This is a genomic window from Novosphingobium sp. FW305-C-30-35 (genome assembly GCF_058783135.1).
Genome location: NZ_JBYSYJ010000001.1, coordinates 1,422,957 through 1,441,704 on the forward strand (window position 1 = coordinate 1,422,957; position 18,748 = coordinate 1,441,704).

Consider the following 18,748-nt stretch of genomic DNA (forward strand, 5'->3'; position numbering starts at 1 on the left):
AAGGCCATCTTCAACAAACCAGCATCATATTATCTGAAAAGGGGGTCCCTCTTCGACGCCGATCGGGGGTCCCTTTTGAACGCCGTTTGACAGTCCCCGCCTCACCGGTCACAAGCAACCGATGTTCGTTCGCCAGCCGGCTGACTGGCCGCTTGATGATCCCGGAGACCTTCTCGATTGCTTCATAGAGGTGTTCGACGAAAAATTGGACACGCCGCACCTCGTCGCGATCACCGCCTTGCTGAGTACGCAAGTCCCAGATCGCTGCCGAACAAACACCTAACGTTTCACTCGCCTCATCGAGAGCCCTTACCCACGGATCAAATGGAACTGGATCGGCTGGGCTGATCGACGCCGTCCGGATCAAACTGCTGATCGCCCGAAATCGAACATCCAGGTCCGCAGCTTGCGTCGCGGCGGGGCCACTTGCCAGAATCCTCGCAACGCTATCGGTCGTGCGATGCCGCGCCTCGTCGAGTTCATCAGCGAGGCGCGTCAAACTCTCAATGAAGGCAGGATCACGAGCGATCGCGAGCAGCCCGCGGCGGATCGGGAGTTCAATGTTGAGTTCGGGTGTGTAGCGCGTACCCAGCGCCTTGCGAGTGATCGCGAAGCGCGTTTGAAACCAGTCGGGCGTGAAATGCAGCAGATCGAACCAATAGTGCCGTCGACCCGCGTACTGCGGCTCATTTCGAGAGAAGCGCTCGATGAGCTGGGTCTCATCCCAAAGCTCAATCGTAACGACACGCGGAAGGATTGCGTCGGCGCGAGCTTGCACCCAGCGGTTCCAGCGATCCCTTTCGGAAATCCGATTGCCCACTCGCCCGTCCGATAGGTTGAAGGGTAAGCCGACAATGAAGCGCCCAAGCTGGGGGTGGCGTGCGATCGCTTGGCTTAGCGATTCGGTGAGCTGCGACGCTTCGCTGCTGCCGAACTCGAAGAAATACTTCGCCTGCCAGCCAGTCTCCGATCCATCTGCCTCGACGCGGTAGCATTCGAGGCCAGCGTCAGCCCCAGCGCCCTTACGGTGGAATGGCGCGTCAGGAGCGGTTTCTAACGCGGCGAGTTGACAAATCGCCTCCTCAAAACCGCTATGCTGGCTTCCGTGATGTGGTCGGATGGTGCGAAAATCGATCGTAGGAGACGGCATGGTCGCTCTGATTTTGGAGGTCGCGCCATGCGCGTGTAGATGCATTTTCCGATAGCTTATGCGCAGAGTCGATCCTACCGCGCACTATGGTGCGCGAGCGCGATGTGAATGGTGATTGCCCGGTGATTACCATGCCCGAAACTGAAGGGAAAAATTCCATATTTTCCTATTATAATTCAAGTCGATATATACCGGTTCTCGCTCTGAGGTCTGGTACTTCCGGTACCGACGGAAAAGCGTCGGGTAAAAGGAAGGAGGGGGCTGCCCTCCCTCATTCCTGATGGCGCCACGTCCGGTCGCAGACAGCGAACGGAAATCCGCCGCTAAACCACGACCGGCGAGGGGGCATGGCCAGCGGATCCGAAGACCCGCAGATAGCGCTCGATCTCGGCGGGATCGCCGGTCGCCTTGGCGGGATTGTCGGACAGCTTCACCGCCGGACGTCCGTTCGCGCTTGTGACCTTGCAGACGAGGGAAATCGGCTCCAGCCCTTCGTCACCGTCGGGATCGCAGCCGCGAAAATCATTGGTGAGGTTGGTGCCCCAGCCGAAGCTTGTCCGCACACGCCCGTTGAAGTGCCTGTATGTCGCCTCGATCGTATCGACATCCATGCCGTCGGAGAAGATCAGCAGCCTGGTGCGCGGATCGACGCCCTGATCCTGCCACCAGCGGATGATCTGCTCGCCGCCTTCGATGGGCGGGGCGCTGTCGGGGCGGAAGCCGGTCCAGTCCGCAAGCCAGCCGGGCGCATCGCGCAGAAAGGCGGTGGTGCCGAAGGCGTCGGGCAGGGCTATAAGCAGATTGCCGTTATAATGCCGTCGCCACGCCTCCAGCACCTGATAGGGCGCGCGGGCGAGCGATGCATCGTCCCCGGCCAGCGCGGCGGCGACCATGGGCAATTCATGCGCGTTGGTGCCGATGGCCTCCAGATCGCTGTCCATGGCAAGGAGGACGTTAGACGTGCCGATGAAGCGGTCGCTCAACCCTTCCTTCAGCGCCTCGACACACCAGCGCTGCCACAGGAAGCCGTGCCGCCGCCGGGTGCCGAAGTCCGAGAGGACGAGATCGGGCAGCAGCTTCAGCCGCTCCACCTTCTCCCACAGCCTGGTCTTGGCGCGCGCATAGAGGATGTCGAGCGCGAACCTGCCCTTGTTGCGCATGGCCGCGCGCGATTTCAGTTCGTTGAGGATGGCGAGCGCGGGAATCTCCCACATGGTCGTGTGCGTCCATGGACCCTCGAAGCAGAGTTCATACTGACCGTCCACCTTGCGCAGCCGATAGTCGGGCAGGCGGAAATCGGCGAGCCAGGCAATGAATTCCGGGCTGAACATCTGCTGCCGCCCATAGAAGCTGTTGCCGGTCAGCCATATCAGCTCCTTTTTGGCGAAGCGGACCTCCCGCGCATGGTCGAGCTGGGCGCGCAGCTCCTCCTCGTCGATGATGTCGGCGAGACGGACCGAGCGGGTGCGGTTGATGACGGAGAATGTCGCCTCCACATCCGGATGAATGTGCCGGATCATCTGGAGCATGAGGAGCTTGTAGAAATCCGTGTCGAGCAGGCTGCGGACGATAGGGTCGAGCCGGAAATTATGGTTGTAGGTGCGTGTCGCGATGTCAGTGACGGTCATGCTGCGATCCTCCGTGCCATGCGGGTTCGGCCACGTCGCGCCGGCGGGCAGCTTCCCTCCGTCATGCAATCCTGTCGAGCAGATCGTCCAGCGAAGGATCAGGCGGGGGCACCGCATAGCCCGCCTCCAGCACCCATCCCGTGACTTGCCGCCTGGTGCTGAGGCTGAGGCTGCTCCGCAGCCGCTCCTGCAGGCCCTGGATGATCGCCATCTTGCGCTCGCGCAGCTTGATGAGTTCACCGGCGGGGAAGCTCATCGCTTCGCGAAGTCCCGTCACTGAGGAGATGTTGCCGAGGTTGCGGCGGGCAGAGTAGACGATGTGGGACACCACCTCCCTGCGGCCGGTGAAGCCGCTTTCCTGAACGAGGCTCAGGCGATGGAGGGCATAGAGGCCAATCACGGCCGATACGAGGAAGAAGAATTCCCAGTGCGTGAACATGACGCCGAGTTCGGCCGCGCCCTCAGGGCTGGTCCATCGCACGGCAAGGGTGAGCTTGCGCGCGGCGAAGAAGTCGCTGGCCCAGCCGCCGATGATGGGCGCCATGCCGGCGGCGATTGCGCCGATAATGGCGTTGGAGGCGAGATAGCCGGTCGCCGCGCCGCCGGGGCTGAGCTTCAGCACGATATTGCCGGAAGCCAGCCCCACGCCCGCCGCCGCCGCGCCCATGATGATGTGCAGCATGACGAGATAGGCGGACCGGGCTGTCATGCCGTCCACATCGCTGGCAAAGGCCATGGCGACGATGGAGAAGATGAACAGTGGCGTGGCCACGCTCAGCACCGACTTGTTGGAGAAATGATCGCTCAGGCGGCCCCATCCCCGGATGACGGCGAGGTTCGCGATCTGGCTGATGAAGCTGAAGATCAGCACGAACCCCATGCCGAAGCCGAGTTCGCGCACGAAATAGACGGTGAAGAACGGCGTTGCGAGGTTCACGGCGAATTGCCAGCTTGCAAGATAGCGCAGCATCTGCCGGAAGTTCCTGTCGCGCAGCGGCCCGGTCAGCAACCGCCGGATCGGCACATCGTCACTGCCGGGGGGCATACGTGGCTCCGGCACGCGGGCGAGCGCGACCGTGCTGACGAGACCGCAAGCGAAGCCGAAAAGGTAGAGGCCGCAGAAGATGCTGTTGCCGAAAGCCCGGTCCGTCCCAGCCTGCTGGAGCGCGTAGGCTCCGACAATAGTAGCGACCGCGCTAACCGCCGTGCCGAACAGGGTCCGCCGGGCAAAGAAACGCCCAAGCTCCTCCTCCGGCACGAGGTCGCGCATCCAGCTGTTCCAGCTACACGCACCCACCGCGTTGAGGCCGTAGTGCAACAGGGCCGCCGCCATCAGGGATGCGGCGGCGACATTACGGTCGGGGATGAACGGCACGACGGCGTAGATGGGCAGGGCGAGCCGCGCGAGAAAAACACTGATGACGGAGATGCGGCGGCGCGTGCGCAACCGCTCCACCAGCGAAACTGCGGGTGCCTGCAAGATCTGGGTGAACAGGGGGATGGCGGCCAATATGCCGATCTGGACCGTACTCACGCCGACATGCAGCGCGAGCGCAAGGAGCACCACGCCGCTGTTAAGGGCGCCTATGGCGGTGGCGAAGGAGGCGTCGACCAGCAAGGCCCTCAGGCCCTGCTGTACCTCCCGTTCGGACACCTCATCCTGCGGTTCCAGCACGCGTGACGTCCATCTGGCTCGTGAAAGGTCCGGCTCACAACGCGCGAGACGGAAAAGGGAGCCGGATCAATATCATGCGTCGGCAACGACGGTCGTTCCGGCGCGCGCGCCGGTGGCTGCGGGCTGGCGGTCGGCATCCCAGCGCTGCTTCAGGCGGCGATAGGTAGCAAGCGCCTGACCGGCCACCTGATCCATGTTATAATAGCGATAGGTCGCCAGCCGGCCGACAAAGCTCACATCGGGCTGGGCGAGCGCCAGCGCTTCGTAGCGCTTGAACAGCGCCTGGTTCTCGGCGCGTGGAATGGGATAGTAGGGATCGCCCTCACCGCTCGGATATTCATAGGTGATGCTGGTGCGCGGCGCGGTCTGGCCGGTCAAATGCTTATATTCGGTAATGCGGGTGTGCGGAACGTCCTCTGACGGATAGTTCACCACGGCCACGGGCTGAAATTGTTCCTGATCCACCGTTTCGTGCCGGAAGTGCAGGGAGCGGTAGGGAAGCTTGCCGTAGCAATAGCCGAAATATTCGTCGATGGGTCCCGTGAAGACGAGGTGCTGATGCGGATAGGCCTGCCGCACTTCGGTAAAATCGACGCCGAGCAGCAGGTCGATGTTCGGATGGTCGAGCATCCGTTCGAACATATGGGTGAAGCCGTCTCTCGGCATGGCCTGGTAGGTGTCGGTGAAATAACGGTCGTCGGTGTTGGTTCGCGTCGGCACGCGTGAGGTCACCGACTTGTCCAGTTCCGACGGGTCCATTCCCCATTGCTTGCGGGTGTAACCCTGGAAGAAAGTCTCGTAGAGTTCGCGTCCCACCGCCGAGATGACGACATCCTCCGACGTGCGGACGATATCCACGGGCTCTGCGCGGGAGGCCAGGAAGGCGGCGGCCTCCTCCTCCGTCCGCAGATCAAGATGGTAGAGGCTGTTCACCGTCGTGCGGTTGATTGGCATCGGTACCAGGCGGTCGCCGACAGCCGCGAGCACGCGGTGCTCATAGCCACGCCATTCGGTGAACTGCGAGAGATACTCGAAGATGTCGGCCGAATTGGTGTGGAAGATATGGGGGCCATATTGGTGGATGAGGATGCCGGCATCGTCCAGTCGGTCATAGGCGTTGCCGGCGACGTGCGGCCGCTTGTCCACGACCAGCACCCGCTTGCCCGCGTCGCGTGCGAGCCGTTCCGCCATGATCGCGCCGGCAAAGCCTGCCCCGACGACCATGACGTCATAGGATTGCGGGCGGTCTCCGTCTGCGCCAATAGGCGACACCACGGGATAGACGTGGCTGCTGCGTTGCACCGCTTCGTCAATGAGGTTGCTCATCGCGCATTGCGTGAGATCCCAGCTCTCCCCTGCGAGCCGCGCGTCGACGGCGGCCAGCCAGCCGTTTGTGCGGGAGAGGGTAAGCGCCGCGTCGCAGGCGGCGACGAAAGCGTCCCGCCCGTCCGCGATGCGCACCGCCTCGACATCGCCATAGCCGCGCACGACGTCACGCACCGGGGTAGAGACGACGGGGCAGCCCGCGGCGAGATATTCGGGTGTCTTCGTGGGACTGATGAAGCGTGTCGCCTCGTTGATGGCGAAGGGCATCAGGGCGACGTCCCAGCCGCGTAGATAGTCGGGCAGTTCGGCATAGCCCTTGCCGCCCAGATAATGGAGGTTGGGGCGGCGGGGCAGGTCGGCGTCGCTGATCTTCACCACTGGCCCCACGATGACGATGGACCATTCGGGCCGCGCGTCCGCCAAACCTTCCAGCAGCGCGAGGTCCATCCGTTCGTCCACGACGCCATAAAAACCGAGGCGCGGGGAGGGGAGCTCCGCCTGATCCTCCGGCTCCGGACCAGCGGCGCGGGCGGTCGAGAAGTGGGTGGCGTCGACGCTGGATGGAAAGGCATGGACCGAAGGATGGCGCGCGGCCTTTGCCTCGTAGAGACTGTGCCCGCCGGTGAAGACGAGGTCGCAGCTGTCGAGCAGCCGCTGCTCAAGCGGGAGAAGCTCTGACGGCGCGCCCTTGAAGTTCGCCAGCTCGTCCATGCAGTCATAGACGATGCAGTCCGCCGCCAGATGGTCGGAGAAGGGCAGCATCATCGGCGTATAGTACCAGCAGATGAGCGGTCGCGCCGGATCGCGGGTGATCGCGCCGTCGAGCAGGGCGCGCAATGTTTCCGTCTCCTCATGCCGGCTGAGGCCGGCGGGGAGGTGCGGGGTGAGGATGGTGACGCCGGAACAGTCGCAGACATGGGTGTCCAACGTCGCACTTGGCGCATCGTGGATCGGCTCTTCCCAAACGATGACCTTCCGGTCCCGGGCGAAGCGGCTCATCAGATGTTGCGGCCGCTGATAGACGAAGTTCCAGCGCAGGTGACTGAAGCAGATGAGCGTGCCGCCGCCCTCCGTCGGGCTGTCGGGGTTGATGGCGTCGACGTCGCTTGGAATGCCGCTCATGTCTGGAACCTTGCTGAATGATGAACATCGGCAACACGCCGTTCATCGCTCCGGTTCCTGTACAAACCGGCCCAAGTTCAAAGAGATAACACAAGATATCAAGTCGAGAGCGGAAACCTGATCCATGTCAGTCGTTCTGGCGAAGGTCTGGGAGATATGTACGATGAAGAGGCATCTGGAATTATGGGGTGGGCCGGAGTGCACCATCAACAGGGTTCGGGATACATATCAGGATCAGTTCGAGCGATGCGGCCACTATGATCGGATCGACGATCTGAATCTATTTGCCGACATCGGCATAACGACGATCCGTTATCCTATATTATGGGAATGCATTGCGCCTGATCGGCCCGGACAGCATCTCTGGCAGGGCGTGGATGCGCGGATCGACCGGCTGCGCGCACATGGCATCGACGTCATTGCCGGGCTTGTCCATCACGGCAGCGGTCCCTCCTACACGCATCTCCTCGACGATGACGGTTTCGCGCGGGGTCTCGCTGATTTCGCGGCCCGCGTTGCGGAGCGCTATTCCTGGATCAACCAGTGGACGCCGGTCAATGAGCCGCTCACCACGGCGCGCTTTTCGGCGCTTTATGGCCATTGGTATCCGCATGTCCGCGACGAGGGCGCGTTCTGGCGCGCGCTCCTCAACCAGATCGACGGAACCCGGCTCGCGATGCAGGCCATTCGCAGGGTCAATCCCGCCGCGCGGCTCGTTCAGACGGAGGATCTCGGCCGCACCTTCGCCACTGCCGAGTTGCGCGAGCAGGCTGCGTTCGAGAATATCCGGCGCTGGGCGACATGGGACCTGCTGTTCGGGCGCGTACGGCGCGGTCATCCGCTGTGGCGGCGCATGGCCGCGCACGGGCTGGAGCACAGGCTGGAGGCCATTGCGGCCGATCCCTGTCCGCCAGACATCATCGGCATCAACCATTATCTGACCAGCGAGCGGTTCCTCGACCATCGCATGCAGCGCTATCCCGCCCATGCGCATGGCGGCAATGACGGGCAGCGCTATGCCGATGTCGAGGCGATCCGGGTGCTGGAGCCGCCCCCGCCCGGTCTGAGGGGCGTGATAGAGGAGGCGTGGGACCGCTATGCGACCCCGATCGCGGTCACCGAAGTCCATAATGGCTGCACGCGCGAGGAGCAGCTGCGCTGGCTGGCGGAGGCGTGGGATTGCGCCGAGGATCTGCGCAATGAGGGCGTGGACGTGCGAGCGATCACGCTCTGGTCGCTGCTCGGCAGTAGCGGATGGAACACGCTGCTGACCGCCCCCGGCATCTATGAGCCGGGCATATTCGACGTCAGTAGCGGAACGCCGCGCGCGACCGCTCTCGCAGCGCTCGGCACGGCTCTGGCCACTGGCGCTGCACGGCATCCGCTTGCAGCGCAGCCGGGCTGGTGGCGTCGGCCGATCCGGCTTGAATATCCCGCCGTCCGCCGTCCTGCCCCGGCCGTGCAGCACCGGGCGGACAGTTGCAGGGAGCGTGCGCCCATGGGTCGGCCCCTCCTGATCATGGGCGCGACAGGAACCCTGGGGCAAGCGTTCGCGCGGGCCTGTACGCTCCGCAACATACCGCATGTGCTGACGGCGCGGCACGCGCTCGACATCACCAGCGAGGCCAGCATCGGGGCTGCGCTGGACCGGCACGATCCCTGGGCAGTGGTGAACGCCGCCGGCTGGGTACGGGTCGACGAGGCGGAAAGCCATGCCGCCCGTTGTTTTGCGGCGAACAGCGACGGCCCGGTCCGCCTTGCGCGGATGGCGGAGGAGCGGGGGCTTGCCACCCTCAATGTCTCAAGCGACCTCGTCTTCGGGGGCAAGGCGGAAGGGGCCTATGTCGAAACCGACGCGCCCGACCCGCGCAACGTCTATGGCGAGAGCAAGGCGCGCATGGAGGAGGGACTTCTCGCCCTGGCGGGGACGCATCTCATCGTTCGCACCGCAGCCTTCTTCTCTCCCCATGACGAGTTCAACTTTGCCGTCGCGGTCGCTCGCGCCCTGACGGCGGGGCAGCCGTTCGAGGCCGCGGCGGACCAGCGGATCACGCCGACCTATGTGCCGCATCTCGTCAGGGTCGCGCTCGACCTCCTGATCGACGGTGAGCAGGGCCTCTGGCACCTCACCAATGAGACGGAGCTATCATGGGCAGAGTTCGCGGAAGCCGTCGCGGACAGCCTGAACCTGCCCCGGCATCTGATCCGCGCCGTGCCGGGCGCCCGCCTGAACCAAATGGCGCCACGCCCCTCCCGCGTACCGCTCGCGACGGGGCGCGGGGCGCACCTGCCGTCTCTTGCGGATGCCCTCGGCGAGTTTGCGCGGCATGAGAAGAGGCAGCAAGCGGTGCGCGAGCTTGCATGACATGCAAACGGCCATGGATCCGAAGACCCATGGCCGCCGAACATTCAGCCGTCTTACATCCAGCCGTCGAGATCGTCGGGGATGTTGCTCAGCGTACCCTTGCCGGTGATGGCGTTCAGATCGAACGGCTGCGCCTCCAGGAAAAATTCCAGCTGGTCACGCGATGTCACAAGCGAATTGATCACGCGGACTTTCAGGCCTTTGAAGTTCGGGCCGTCGATGCGCAGCGCCTTCAGCGTGACTTTCGATCCATGCGGTATCTTCACGAAGCGCGGATAGTTCAGCAGGCGAAAGTCCGGCTGAACGATCTCAAGCTCGACGTCGATCGGGCCAGCATTCGCGATCTCCATCTCGCCTGAGTTTCCGATCAGAAACTCTGACGGCGAATATTTGGTGAACGACATCTTCAGGACCGCGTTCATCACCGTTTGAACATTCTCGCGCGTGCCGAAGAAAGTGTCGCGGAAGAGGCCGACCGTACGACGCTTTTCCAGCGCATCCTTGAAGGCCGCTTCATCCTCTCCCTGCGTCAGGAACAGGGTGGCGACGCGGTGATCCATCCCCGCCGCCTCCTGCTCCAACGCGGTCCCGAGATGAGCGTCCGTAGTCGCCGCGATATAGAGGTTATATTTCAGGGCCACGTCCATCGCGCTGGGGTGGATGAAATCGCTTTGCGCAACCTCAATCCCCGACAGCAGACCCTCTGAAAACATCCGTTCGAGGAACGGCGTCACCACTGCCTCACCAGGGGAGGAGGAGGGGATGGTCGGATGATTCCACTGGCAGATGGCGCCCTGCCGCTTCGCTTCGCGGAACCGTGCTTCCAGATCTTTCTCGTCCGCGCTGGTCCGGTTCCAGTCGACCCGGAGCTGCCCGCCCGTCTGCTTGAAGGTGCTGTAATGGACTTTCCCCGGGTTCAGCGCATTTGCATCCTTGAGGAAGTGACAATTGAAATGCCCGATCGCGCGCGTGATCTCCGACCCGAGCGAGAGTTTCATGCCGCCGAGGCCAAGCATGCCCGAAGAGATGAACGCGCGGCCGATTTCATAGCTGCGGTTCTTGTTGGTGCCGGTGTCGCGGATCTTTGGCGTGATGATGTCATGTTCCGTGAAGGACACGAACTTAAGCCCGTCATGCGCCGCTTCTGCGAGGCGAAGCGTCGGCCAGGCCGAGCCGTCCGAGAATACGGTGTGCAGGTGCAGGTCGCCGGCGAAAATATGATGTCCGTCCTTCGTATCGGGGAAGATCAGACGCGCGGGCGACGGCGGCCGCTGATCGGATTGCGTCACGAACTCGGCGGAAGCTTCTCCGGCGGTGAACAGCCCTGCGAGCATAGCGAGAGCGGAAACCATTGCGCGGAAGTTTCTATGCTTAACCATAAGATCTCCTGATGAAGGTGGTGTTTGATGAATGGGCTTTGATATCGGTCGTGAAATCAGATTCACCGCACCCACATTGCGCTGGGTTCAGAACTTGTATCCAAGCGTGATGCCATAGGTGCGCGGGGCCGCCGGGAGGTCGGTGCTGGTCGTGGCGGAGTTGAATCGGGAGAGCGGATAGTATGTGTCGGTCAGGTTGCGGACCCAGGCCGTGGCGGAGATATTGTTCTGATACCGTAGTTCTACGCGCGCATTGCCTATGAAGCGCGACTTGGTCACGGCGAAGTTGTCGATGTCGAAATAATATTTGGACAGATACTGACCGTCGGACGCGAGGATGACATCCATCGTATCCGAGGCATGGATGGTATATTCGAAAGCACCGTTCAGGCTAACGCCCGGTGTGAACGGAAGCCGCGCATCCGCACGACGCAGGCGTTCGACGGGATTGGTCGAGATGACCTTCTTGATCTCATTGCCGAGATAGGCGCCGGAGATTTCCAGCTTCAGATCGTCGGTCGGCCTGATGGTCGCGGACAGTTCCGCGCCCCAGCTCTGGGCGTCGCCCGCATTGACACGCGTGCCGCCGGACAGGACGCCCGCGGCAGTGGTGATCTGCGTGACCGCCGTCGTCTGAATATCCTTGTAGTCGTTGAAGAAGATCGCACCTTCAAGCTGAAGGAAGGCACGGGGGGGAAGGATCTTGAAGCCCAGCTCATAGGACCAGACCGTCTCGGCACCGAACGGCGCGGATTCGAGGTCGTTGGTGGGCGTGGTGGCATCGAAGCCACCGCCCTTATACCCGCGCCTGATGGACGCATAGATCGACGAGGAAGGGCCGAAATTCTTGCTGCCGTAGATACGGCCGGACACCTGGGACTTTCGGATGTTACGATCGAACTTATAGGGCAAAAGCGGGAAGATGGCCGGGAGAAGCGATACGCCATAGGGATCGAGGCCCTGCGTCAGGCCATTGAAGTCGACCTTGTCATGCGTGTAGCGGAGGCCGCCGCCGATCTTGAATCCGGAGTCGAACGCCCAGGTTCCATCCCCGAAGACGCCGAAGCTTGTCCGCTTTTGCGTGTAATCGCCCTGGATGATGCCGCGCGTCGTGTCGAGCATCGTAAAGGTCTGGTCGATGCGAACGTCGTCGTGAAATGCCGTCGCGCCCACGATCCAGCTGAACCGCGACGTGTCGTTCTTCTGGAACCGAATCTCGGCATATTCCTGATCGTCTTTGTCGCCGTAGAGGATATTGATCAAACGGATAGGCACCCCGTCCCCATTGTAGATCGCGAGGTGCGAGACATGGCTGTATCCGCCTGTCAGGACGAAGGTGTAATCGTCACCGACGCTCTGCTGCAGACTGCCGGTGATACCATAGCCGGAAACGTTCAGCTTTGTCGGCACGTCCGAATCGACTTCATATCGCGCGTTCGGGGCGAAGCCGTTCTGGGTGACGTTGCGGCTGGGCTGCAATGCCCCGCCGGTCTGCTTCGTACCGTTGACCTTCAGGAATATTTCGGTCCGGTCGGACGGGTTGATCTCTATGATGGCGCGGCCGGCGATGCTTTCGGATCGTGCGACGTCACGGTTCATGCCGGTAACGGGCAGCGGCGGGATGCCGGCAGGCGGCCTGAAGGTCGCGACGGCATTGGCATTGCCGATGTCCGTCATGTAGCCGTCCGTCCTGGTGTATAGCGCGGCGATACGGGCGCTGACGATCGGCGAGATCGGGCCGCCGACCGCGCCCTCCATGCGGGCCGTGCCGAAGGTCGCCAGTTCGGTGCTGACATAGCCGTTCAGCTTGTCGCCCGGACGGCGGGACAGGATGTTGATCGCACCTGCGGTCGAATTCTGTCCATAGAGGGTTCCCTGCGGCCCCTTCAGGATCTCCACCCGCTCGATATCGAAAAATTGGCCGGTCGCGAGGATGGCCGACCCCTGGTAGATGCCGTCGATGTTGAGCGAAGTTGCAGGATTGCCGTTGGGGCGCAAATCGTCAAAGCCAACGCCGCGGATGGTGAAGGTCGGCATGTCACCACCCGACACCTGCACCGTGGCGAGGACGCCGGGCGTCTGGCTCGCCAGGTCGACAAGGCGGTCGGCGCCGCGATTGCGGAGCTGCTCGCCGCCGAAGGCCGACAGGGCGACGGGGACGTCGACCAGGCGCTGCTCGCGACGCTCCGCCGTGACGATGATGTCCCGATCGCCTTCCGCCGCTTCGCTCTCGTCAGCGTCGGGGCGGGACGTGCCGGCGCCGCCGGCGCTCTGCAGGGCGATCGGCATCGCGCGCGGCGACGCCGTGGCCTGCTGCAGAACGACCATGTCGCCGACCAGGCTGGCGGTGTAGCCCGACTTGGCGAGGAGGCGGGCGATGGCATCGGACGCCTTGTACTTGCCCGATATGCCGGCGCTCATATGGGAGCCGACGTCCCCGGACGAGGCGACGACCTGAAGCCCGGTCGTTGCGGAAAACGCCGACAGGGCGGCGGACAGATTTCCGGGCGGAATGGCGAACTGGAAGCTTTTGGCAAAGCTCCCCGCTTCCGCATGCGCTGAACAGGGCGCCGCCGTGGCGGCAATGGCGATGGCGACGTGCAATGCACGGTGAGAAATGTGAGACCCCATGTCGTATCCCCTTGCGAGCACCATCATGTGCTCTCCTTCGAAAGACGCGGGGATCGCCAAAGCCGGACACTGTTTTTTCAGCCCATAGTCTGGCAGGCAGAATTTTCTTATAATGCCTTGTGGAAGCGCAAGATTCCCTGATCGGCCCGTACATCGAAGCCGTTCGCCTTGCCGATGACGGAGAGGAGTGCGGCCGGCCGATCCGTTCGAAAGCGCCCCATGATCGGGATCGCCGCCAGCGCCGCTGGCGGAGCACTGATGACGATCCCGCCCTGCCGGTTCAGAATTTCGACCAGCGTGCCGAGCGTCATGCCGTCAGTATCGATCCATCCTTCCCGCCAGTCGGGACGGGAGGCGTCGAACGGCTTGGGGCGGTCGACGGTGGTGTCGTGGACGAGGCTCTGCCAACCGGCACGCACAGTGACCGCCTGGGGCGACCCGACCGGCTTCAACAGAACCGCTCCGCGCGCCACGGCGAGACTGGTGCTGGCGGATGTTACGTTAAGGTCGAACACCGTCCCAGCACCTGCGCCTCGGCTCGGCCGGCATGGGCGATGAAGGGGCGGCTGGCATCGTGCGCGATGTCGAACCGCGCTTCCCCTGCGATCAGACGGGCGTAGCGGCCCCGGCTCGTTATGGTGACAGTCAGATGGCTTGCGCCGCTGAGTTGCACGAACGACCCGTCTTCCAGCCGGACGTCACGCCGCTCTCCGGGCTTCGTGCTGAACTCCGCGGCCGTATTGACCGGCGACCGAAAGATGGTGAGGCCGGTGATGGCCAGAACGACCGCGCCGAGGCCGCCCGCTATGGCTGCCTTCCGGCTGGCGCGCATCTTGCGGATATCATCATTGGACAGGCGCCCGCCGTCATGGACGCGCGTTAGCGCTTCCTTGAGCGCCAATTCATCGATGGGGGCGTCGCTTCGCGATAGGCTGTCGTCACGCATGGCTAGATCCTGCTCCAACCGGTCAGTTTCCGCTTGGCGAGACCCTGTCTTATGTCGCTGTGCGCACGGAAGACATGCTTTTCCACCGCCGATTGCCGCATGTCTAGGTCGGTGGCGATAACCGCGGGTGGATGATCGTCCAGTCGACGGCGGAGGAAGATTTCCCGTCTGAGCGGCGGCATGTTCTTCAGGATGGCGACGATCGCCTCCACCCGCTCGCGATGAAGCAAGGCCTCATCAATGCGCGGCATGGGGCAGATAAAATCTTCCTCTATGGGGCAAGTGGCAGGCATGCGCGAAAGACGGCGGAAATGATCGTTGATCAGGTTCTGCGCGACAGAAAAACAAAAAGCCTTGAGATTGGCGATCGTGCCGGTCTGCCGGTACCGGTAGATGCGCAGATATGTCTCCTGCACGATATCTTCTTCGTCATTGCCATTGCGCAGTCGCCGGGCGACAAAGCGGGTCAACTCATCGCGGATGTCATCTTCCTGGGCCAGCTCATAGCGAGCTCTGACGGTGGTACGCACGATGCACTCCTCAGAATGCGAAATCTGAAGGGAAATGGCGCGCGCATTTACGCTGCACCGCGGTGCGCCGTTAGACCGGGACCATGACGTCTGAGTGACTACGGTCGCAGACCTGCGATGGATGAAGCCTGATGCGTAGACGGCGGTGCCGACTTGCACATCGCGATCTCGCCCTTTGCCAAGCCCCTTTTTATCAGTGTGCGGACTGGCTGATGAACAGCCCCGCTGAACGCACGGTCGGAGGCACCTTCACGCGCGGAAGGCGGTTCTAAGAGTCATATCATCACGGTATCGAAATAAATTGACCATCACCGATCCACGGATCCTGCCTGATGCCTTGGAGATAGAGAAGGCGGACATCGTGCGCTGGACTTCCGGTTGAAAGCCATTTGGAGCGCTAAGCCATGGCGCGCAAGCTGGGTGCATTACCCGCAGCGCGCAGGCCGTATAGCGCCGCTGCCCTTATCGCTGTTCGACATTTTCGTATGAACCGTGGATCCGGGACCATGCGGCTTCCAGCGTTGAGACCGTCCCATGGTCGGCTGACAAGATGCAAGGACCAATGATGACATCCACATCGCATCTCATTGTCAGAGCGGACGGTCAGGACGCATCCACTTGTTCGGCCTCGTTGCGGGTGGGGTTTCTATCGGAGGGAAGCGGAGACTTTGGCTCCACAGCGATGCCGAGAGCGGAAAGGATCATGGCCCGCACAGCAGTACTCTGGATGACTTCCCTCGAAGCGTCGCTCGCCTCTCCCGGCCGGTGCCAAAGGAGGATGCCGCGGGGCTGGTGATATCCCGTGCCGACGTCGCGCTTGAATCGCTTGATCCCGGCCTCCGCAAAGGAAATCCTCTCCTTCACGCCGCCGCCGGAGGGGCGTTCCACATAATTGTCCATGCCTTCCGGCGGCTGCGCCAATCCGAAATTCAGGGTCCTGTTTACAAGGTTGACCTTGTAACAGAGGCGTCTTCCTCCGGCGAATGTCGCAGCTTCCACCAGCGACGCGAAACGCCCCGCATCCTCCGGCGTGTCGAACTCGAAATTGAAATCCGGGTGCATTGCGAGGTTCGAACGATAATCTCCGCTAAACCCGATTGCCCGGACGAAGGCTGGAACGTCGATGATGCGGGCCTGATCGCCGCCGGAGCGGAAAACGGCTTCCTGTCCCATGCTGCTCGCGACGATCAAGGTTCCATCAGTCCGGGTGATATAGTCAAGCAGATAACCTAGGCTCAGGACCCATTAAATTCTTGCATTGGCGGCGATGCCTTGATTCACTCGCGGCACTGAGGAGGTGCTGCGGTTGTCTGAGCTTTGGTTGTTGAGCGAGGCGCAGATGCGCCGGATTGAGCCTTATTTCCCACTGTCGCACGGCATCCCGCGGGTCGATGATCGGCGGATCGTGAGCGGCATCATCTTCGTGATCAGGAACGGGCTGCGCTGGCGTGATGCGCCCGCCGGCTACGGCCCGCACAAAACGATCTACAACCGGTTCATCCGCTGGAGCCGCTTGGGCGTGTTCAACCGCATTTTCGCCGAGCTTGCCGCCAAGGGCGGCAAGCCCGATCAGCTGATGATCGATGCTACCCATCTCAAGGCGCACCGGACGGCGGCGAGCCTGCTAAAAAAGGGGCTCTACCCCGACGTATCGGACGCACCAAAGGCGGCCTGAACTCCAAGCTTCACGCTGTCTGCGATGGCAAGGGCCGCCCGCTGATCATGCTGCTCAGCGAAGGGCAGATGAGCGATTACAAGGGCGCTGCGCTGATGATCGATGCGCTCCCCAAGGCCAAGGCGTTGCTGGCCGACCGGGGCTATGATGCCGACTGGTTCCGCCATGCCTTGGCCGAGCGCGGCATCGCCGCCTGCATCCCATCAAAGACCAACCGAAAGGTGCGCATCCCGCACGACACAGCACTCTACCGCCAGCGTCACAAGGTCGAGAACATGTTCGGCAAGCTCAAGGACTGGCGACGGATCCACACCCGCTATGACCGATGCGCCCACACCTTCATGTCCGCCATCTGCATCGCCGCAACCGTCATCTTCTGGCTGCCGCAATGAGTCCTGAGCCTAGCTGATAATCCGCGACATCCATCGCCCGCTGTATATTCTTCGCCTTCAACCTGTCTTCATCGGAGGTCAAAGTGTATTGGAATTCCTCCGGGAAAGCATGCTTCCAATATCGATGCATCATGCCCGCGACATGATTGGTGAAGAACGTCGTGAACTCCGGTTTGGTCCGATGCAGAAGATGCTTAAAGACATCAAAGGCGATCGGCGCCTGCATGATCGAGCGACGCGACTTGTAAAGTGGATTGATCTTTTCAAGAATGACCTGCCGCGCGAGAGCGAGAACGGTCGACAAAGACAAGCCGATCCGAACCAGGCCGAGCATCAGTGTTGCGAGCTCTCTGCTCGGTTTCACGTCGGAGACGATCCCCCCATCCAGTGCTGTCTGGCGAAGGTTGAGCATCTGGAACGGCCTGCATTCGGGCGGGATCGTGCCCGGCTGCGGCGCGAAAGTGTCGGGGATGTAGAAGGCGTACGCGTCGTCGGGCGGGGGAGGATAGGATTGCAGGCTTGCAAAAACACCGACCCGCTTCCCGGCTTTGGCGGCGGTCTCCCACACAGGCGGGAATTCGCTCGCTCTCGTCAGATCCTGATTAAGGAACTCAATTCCATGGCTGCGATTGTCCACCCCCCGATGCAATGTCGGCCACGTTACCCAGGGATGAAGTTCCCCCACATCTGTCGTAACAGTGGTGTAGGATCTCGACATGCCTAAAATATTCGCGAAGTTCCCATGAGGATTTCTTCCAATGTACCAATCAACAACTTGCCAGGATACCTCATTTAGCTCGTATAGAATGACGGGCGTTCCTGTAACAGGTACATCAAAATTCCCGTCTGTCATGAGACGCGTACCTTCTGCCAAGGTGCATTCATGTTCTTTGTATCAAAAGAAAAACATCTCAGCAATCATTTGTTAAATTTGGTCGCATTTCACTTAATTCCTGCCCTAGCTTGCCGGGAGAGTATGGCTTCGGACGGAAGGAATAACTTTCGATTTCAGGGAGGTTGATGCCAATGCGAACTCCCTCGCCGTTCGGACTGCCGCCTCCCACCCAATCCACAGAACGACGCTTGCCGACATTCCGAATAGCCACATGCCGAACCCACCTTGGGCGGTGACATGCATGATGTCCTCGTAAATCTCGAAGAAGAAGCGGTGCCAGAGAAAGATATGGAGGTTTGCCATGGCGACGATCGTGATGAGCTTGTGCAGGATGGCGGGGACTGCGATGTCCCTTACAAAGAGGAAAATAAGGGTCCCCGCAATGAGGCAGTAGGCAGGTAGTTTGGCGGCCCCGTAAACGAGGAAGCTGCTGGCAATCGCCAGGGCAGCCATCGCGACCCTGTTTCCTTTCGGAGTCCTTGAGGGATCGGCAAAGAAGTAGAAGCACCAGCCGAGGCAAAAATTCCAGAACCGGGAGTAGGGCAGTGTAGGATGGTCCAGACCATCTGAATAGTTGTCCAGATAAAATCGTAGCAACACGGATGCGACAAACAGCAAAACGACGGAATAAGGGAGTAGCTTCCGACCGAAATTCCGGATGAGACCGATGTAGGACAGGATGTAGACGACGATCAGGATCTGCATCATGACCTGCGGATACCAGGTCGGAAACTTGGATATTCGACCGTCCGTGAAGAGGTTTCGGATAAACAATAATTCTAAAACATCGAATTTACGTAAGATGATGAAGAAGAATAAGACCATGAAGAAGCTGGGTAGCAGGATGGATCGCCCGAAGCCGATCAATCGATGCCGCATCTGTGGGAGCGAGGGAGCGTCAAGCACGAACTTCGCAAAAAATGTATGACCCGCCCTGTCCATGCAAGGGTCGATCGGTGGTGACGGTGCCAGTCTGCACAAATGTATCCGGCCTCTCGCGAGTGGACCGCTGTTGCGGCCAGGCCTTGATGAGA

General features: G+C 61.6%; 14 protein-coding genes. 2 read left to right on the forward strand and 12 right to left on the reverse strand.

The window, feature by feature from the left end; all coding sequences use genetic code 11:
• Positions 1–10 precede the first annotated feature (10 nt).
• The 4 genes from AC3WLM_RS07125 to glf form a co-directional block, all read right to left on the reverse strand.
• Complete coding sequence (locus AC3WLM_RS07125; RefSeq protein ID WP_066863021.1) at positions 11–1,150, reverse strand: hypothetical protein; 1,140 nt, start codon at positions 1,148–1,150, stop codon at positions 11–13.
• 323 nt (positions 1,151–1,473) lie between these two features.
• Entirely contained in the window at positions 1,474–2,778 is a 1,305-nt protein-coding gene (gene pncB / locus AC3WLM_RS07130) for a nicotinate phosphoribosyltransferase (protein WP_036527766.1), read from the reverse strand.
• A 61-nt stretch (positions 2,779–2,839) separates the two neighbouring features.
• Positions 2,840–4,453 carry an MFS transporter gene (locus AC3WLM_RS07135; RefSeq protein WP_051586982.1) on the reverse strand — a complete coding sequence of 538 codons (1,614 nt, stop codon included), beginning with the start codon at positions 4,451–4,453 and terminating at the stop codon, positions 2,840–2,842.
• A 72-nt stretch (positions 4,454–4,525) separates the two neighbouring features.
• Entirely contained in the window at positions 4,526–6,901 is a 2,376-nt protein-coding gene (gene glf, locus AC3WLM_RS07140; protein WP_228168186.1) for a UDP-galactopyranose mutase, read from the reverse strand.
• 163 nt (positions 6,902–7,064) lie between these two features.
• Between glf and AC3WLM_RS07145 the strand changes: the two genes are divergently transcribed.
• Complete coding sequence (locus AC3WLM_RS07145) at positions 7,065–9,266, forward strand: family 1 glycosylhydrolase (protein ID WP_036527622.1); 2,202 nt, start codon at positions 7,065–7,067, stop codon at positions 9,264–9,266.
• Between the two features lie 53 nt (positions 9,267–9,319).
• On the opposite strand, the gene AC3WLM_RS07150 is transcribed toward AC3WLM_RS07145, so the two are convergent.
• From AC3WLM_RS07150 to AC3WLM_RS07175, 6 genes are all read right to left on the reverse strand, one after another.
• Positions 9,320–10,618 (reverse strand): hypothetical protein, encoded by a 1,299-nt coding sequence (locus AC3WLM_RS07150; RefSeq protein WP_162177404.1) that lies wholly within the window; start codon positions 10,616–10,618, stop codon positions 9,320–9,322.
• Positions 10,619–10,732: 114 nt separating this feature from the next.
• Entirely contained in the window at positions 10,733–13,303 is a 2,571-nt protein-coding gene (locus tag AC3WLM_RS07155; RefSeq protein WP_492476989.1) for a TonB-dependent receptor, read from the reverse strand.
• Between the two features lie 80 nt (positions 13,304–13,383).
• Positions 13,384–13,791: a FecR family protein gene (locus AC3WLM_RS07160; RefSeq protein ID WP_155986352.1), complete on the reverse strand. Its 408-nt coding sequence runs from the start codon at positions 13,789–13,791 to the stop codon at positions 13,384–13,386.
• Positions 13,773–14,222: a FecR domain-containing protein gene (locus tag AC3WLM_RS07165; RefSeq protein ID WP_036527613.1), complete on the reverse strand. Its 450-nt coding sequence runs from the start codon at positions 14,220–14,222 to the stop codon at positions 13,773–13,775. The genes AC3WLM_RS07160 and AC3WLM_RS07165 overlap by 19 nt, the downstream gene beginning before the upstream one ends.
• A 2-nt stretch (positions 14,223–14,224) precedes the next feature.
• Complete coding sequence (locus AC3WLM_RS07170; RefSeq protein WP_051586981.1) at positions 14,225–14,752, reverse strand: RNA polymerase sigma factor; 528 nt, start codon at positions 14,750–14,752, stop codon at positions 14,225–14,227.
• A 603-nt stretch (positions 14,753–15,355) separates the two neighbouring features.
• Complete coding sequence (locus AC3WLM_RS07175) at positions 15,356–15,943, reverse strand: hypothetical protein (protein WP_492476990.1); 588 nt, start codon at positions 15,941–15,943, stop codon at positions 15,356–15,358.
• Between the two features lie 115 nt (positions 15,944–16,058).
• Here AC3WLM_RS07175 and AC3WLM_RS07180 point away from each other — a divergent pair.
• A protein-coding gene (locus AC3WLM_RS07180; RefSeq protein WP_492476991.1) for an IS5 family transposase occupies positions 16,059–16,819 on the forward strand; the annotation gives its coding sequence in 2 pieces (ribosomal slippage) (positions 16,059–16,392 and positions 16,392–16,819; 762 coding nt in all).
• Here AC3WLM_RS07180 and AC3WLM_RS07185 read toward each other — a convergent pair.
• Together AC3WLM_RS07185 and AC3WLM_RS07190 are read right to left on the reverse strand one after the other, a co-directional pair.
• Complete coding sequence (locus AC3WLM_RS07185; protein ID WP_492476992.1) at positions 16,797–17,672, reverse strand: hypothetical protein; 876 nt, start codon at positions 17,670–17,672, stop codon at positions 16,797–16,799. The two genes, AC3WLM_RS07180 and AC3WLM_RS07185, sit on opposite strands and share 23 nt — an antisense overlap.
• A 105-nt stretch (positions 17,673–17,777) precedes the next feature.
• On the reverse strand, positions 17,778–18,581 hold the full coding sequence (locus AC3WLM_RS07190; RefSeq protein WP_492476993.1) for a hypothetical protein: 804 nt from the start codon (positions 18,579–18,581) through the stop codon (positions 17,778–17,780).
• Positions 18,582–18,748: the final 167 nt, after the last annotated feature.

Coding starts and splice junctions, on each gene's coding strand:
- AC3WLM_RS07125 (WP_066863021.1), bottom strand. CDS start 1,150: ATGCCGTCTCCTACGATCGATTTTCGCACCATCCGACCACATCACGGA.
- pncB (WP_036527766.1), bottom strand. CDS start 2,778: ATGACCGTCACTGACATCGCGACACGCACCTACAACCATAATTTCCGG.
- glf (WP_228168186.1), bottom strand. CDS start 6,901: ATGAGCGGCATTCCAAGCGACGTCGACGCCATCAACCCCGACAGCCCG.
- AC3WLM_RS07145 (WP_036527622.1), top strand. CDS start 7,065: ATGAAGAGGCATCTGGAATTATGGGGTGGGCCGGAGTGCACCATCAAC.
- AC3WLM_RS07150 (WP_162177404.1), bottom strand. CDS start 10,618: ATGGTTTCCGCTCTCGCTATGCTCGCAGGGCTGTTCACCGCCGGAGAA.
- AC3WLM_RS07155 (WP_492476989.1), bottom strand. CDS start 13,303: ATGATGGTGCTCGCAAGGGGATACGACATGGGGTCTCACATTTCTCAC.
- AC3WLM_RS07165 (WP_036527613.1), bottom strand. CDS start 14,222: ATGCGTGACGACAGCCTATCGCGAAGCGACGCCCCCATCGATGAATTG.
- AC3WLM_RS07185 (WP_492476992.1), bottom strand. CDS start 17,672: ATGACAGACGGGAATTTTGATGTACCTGTTACAGGAACGCCCGTCATT.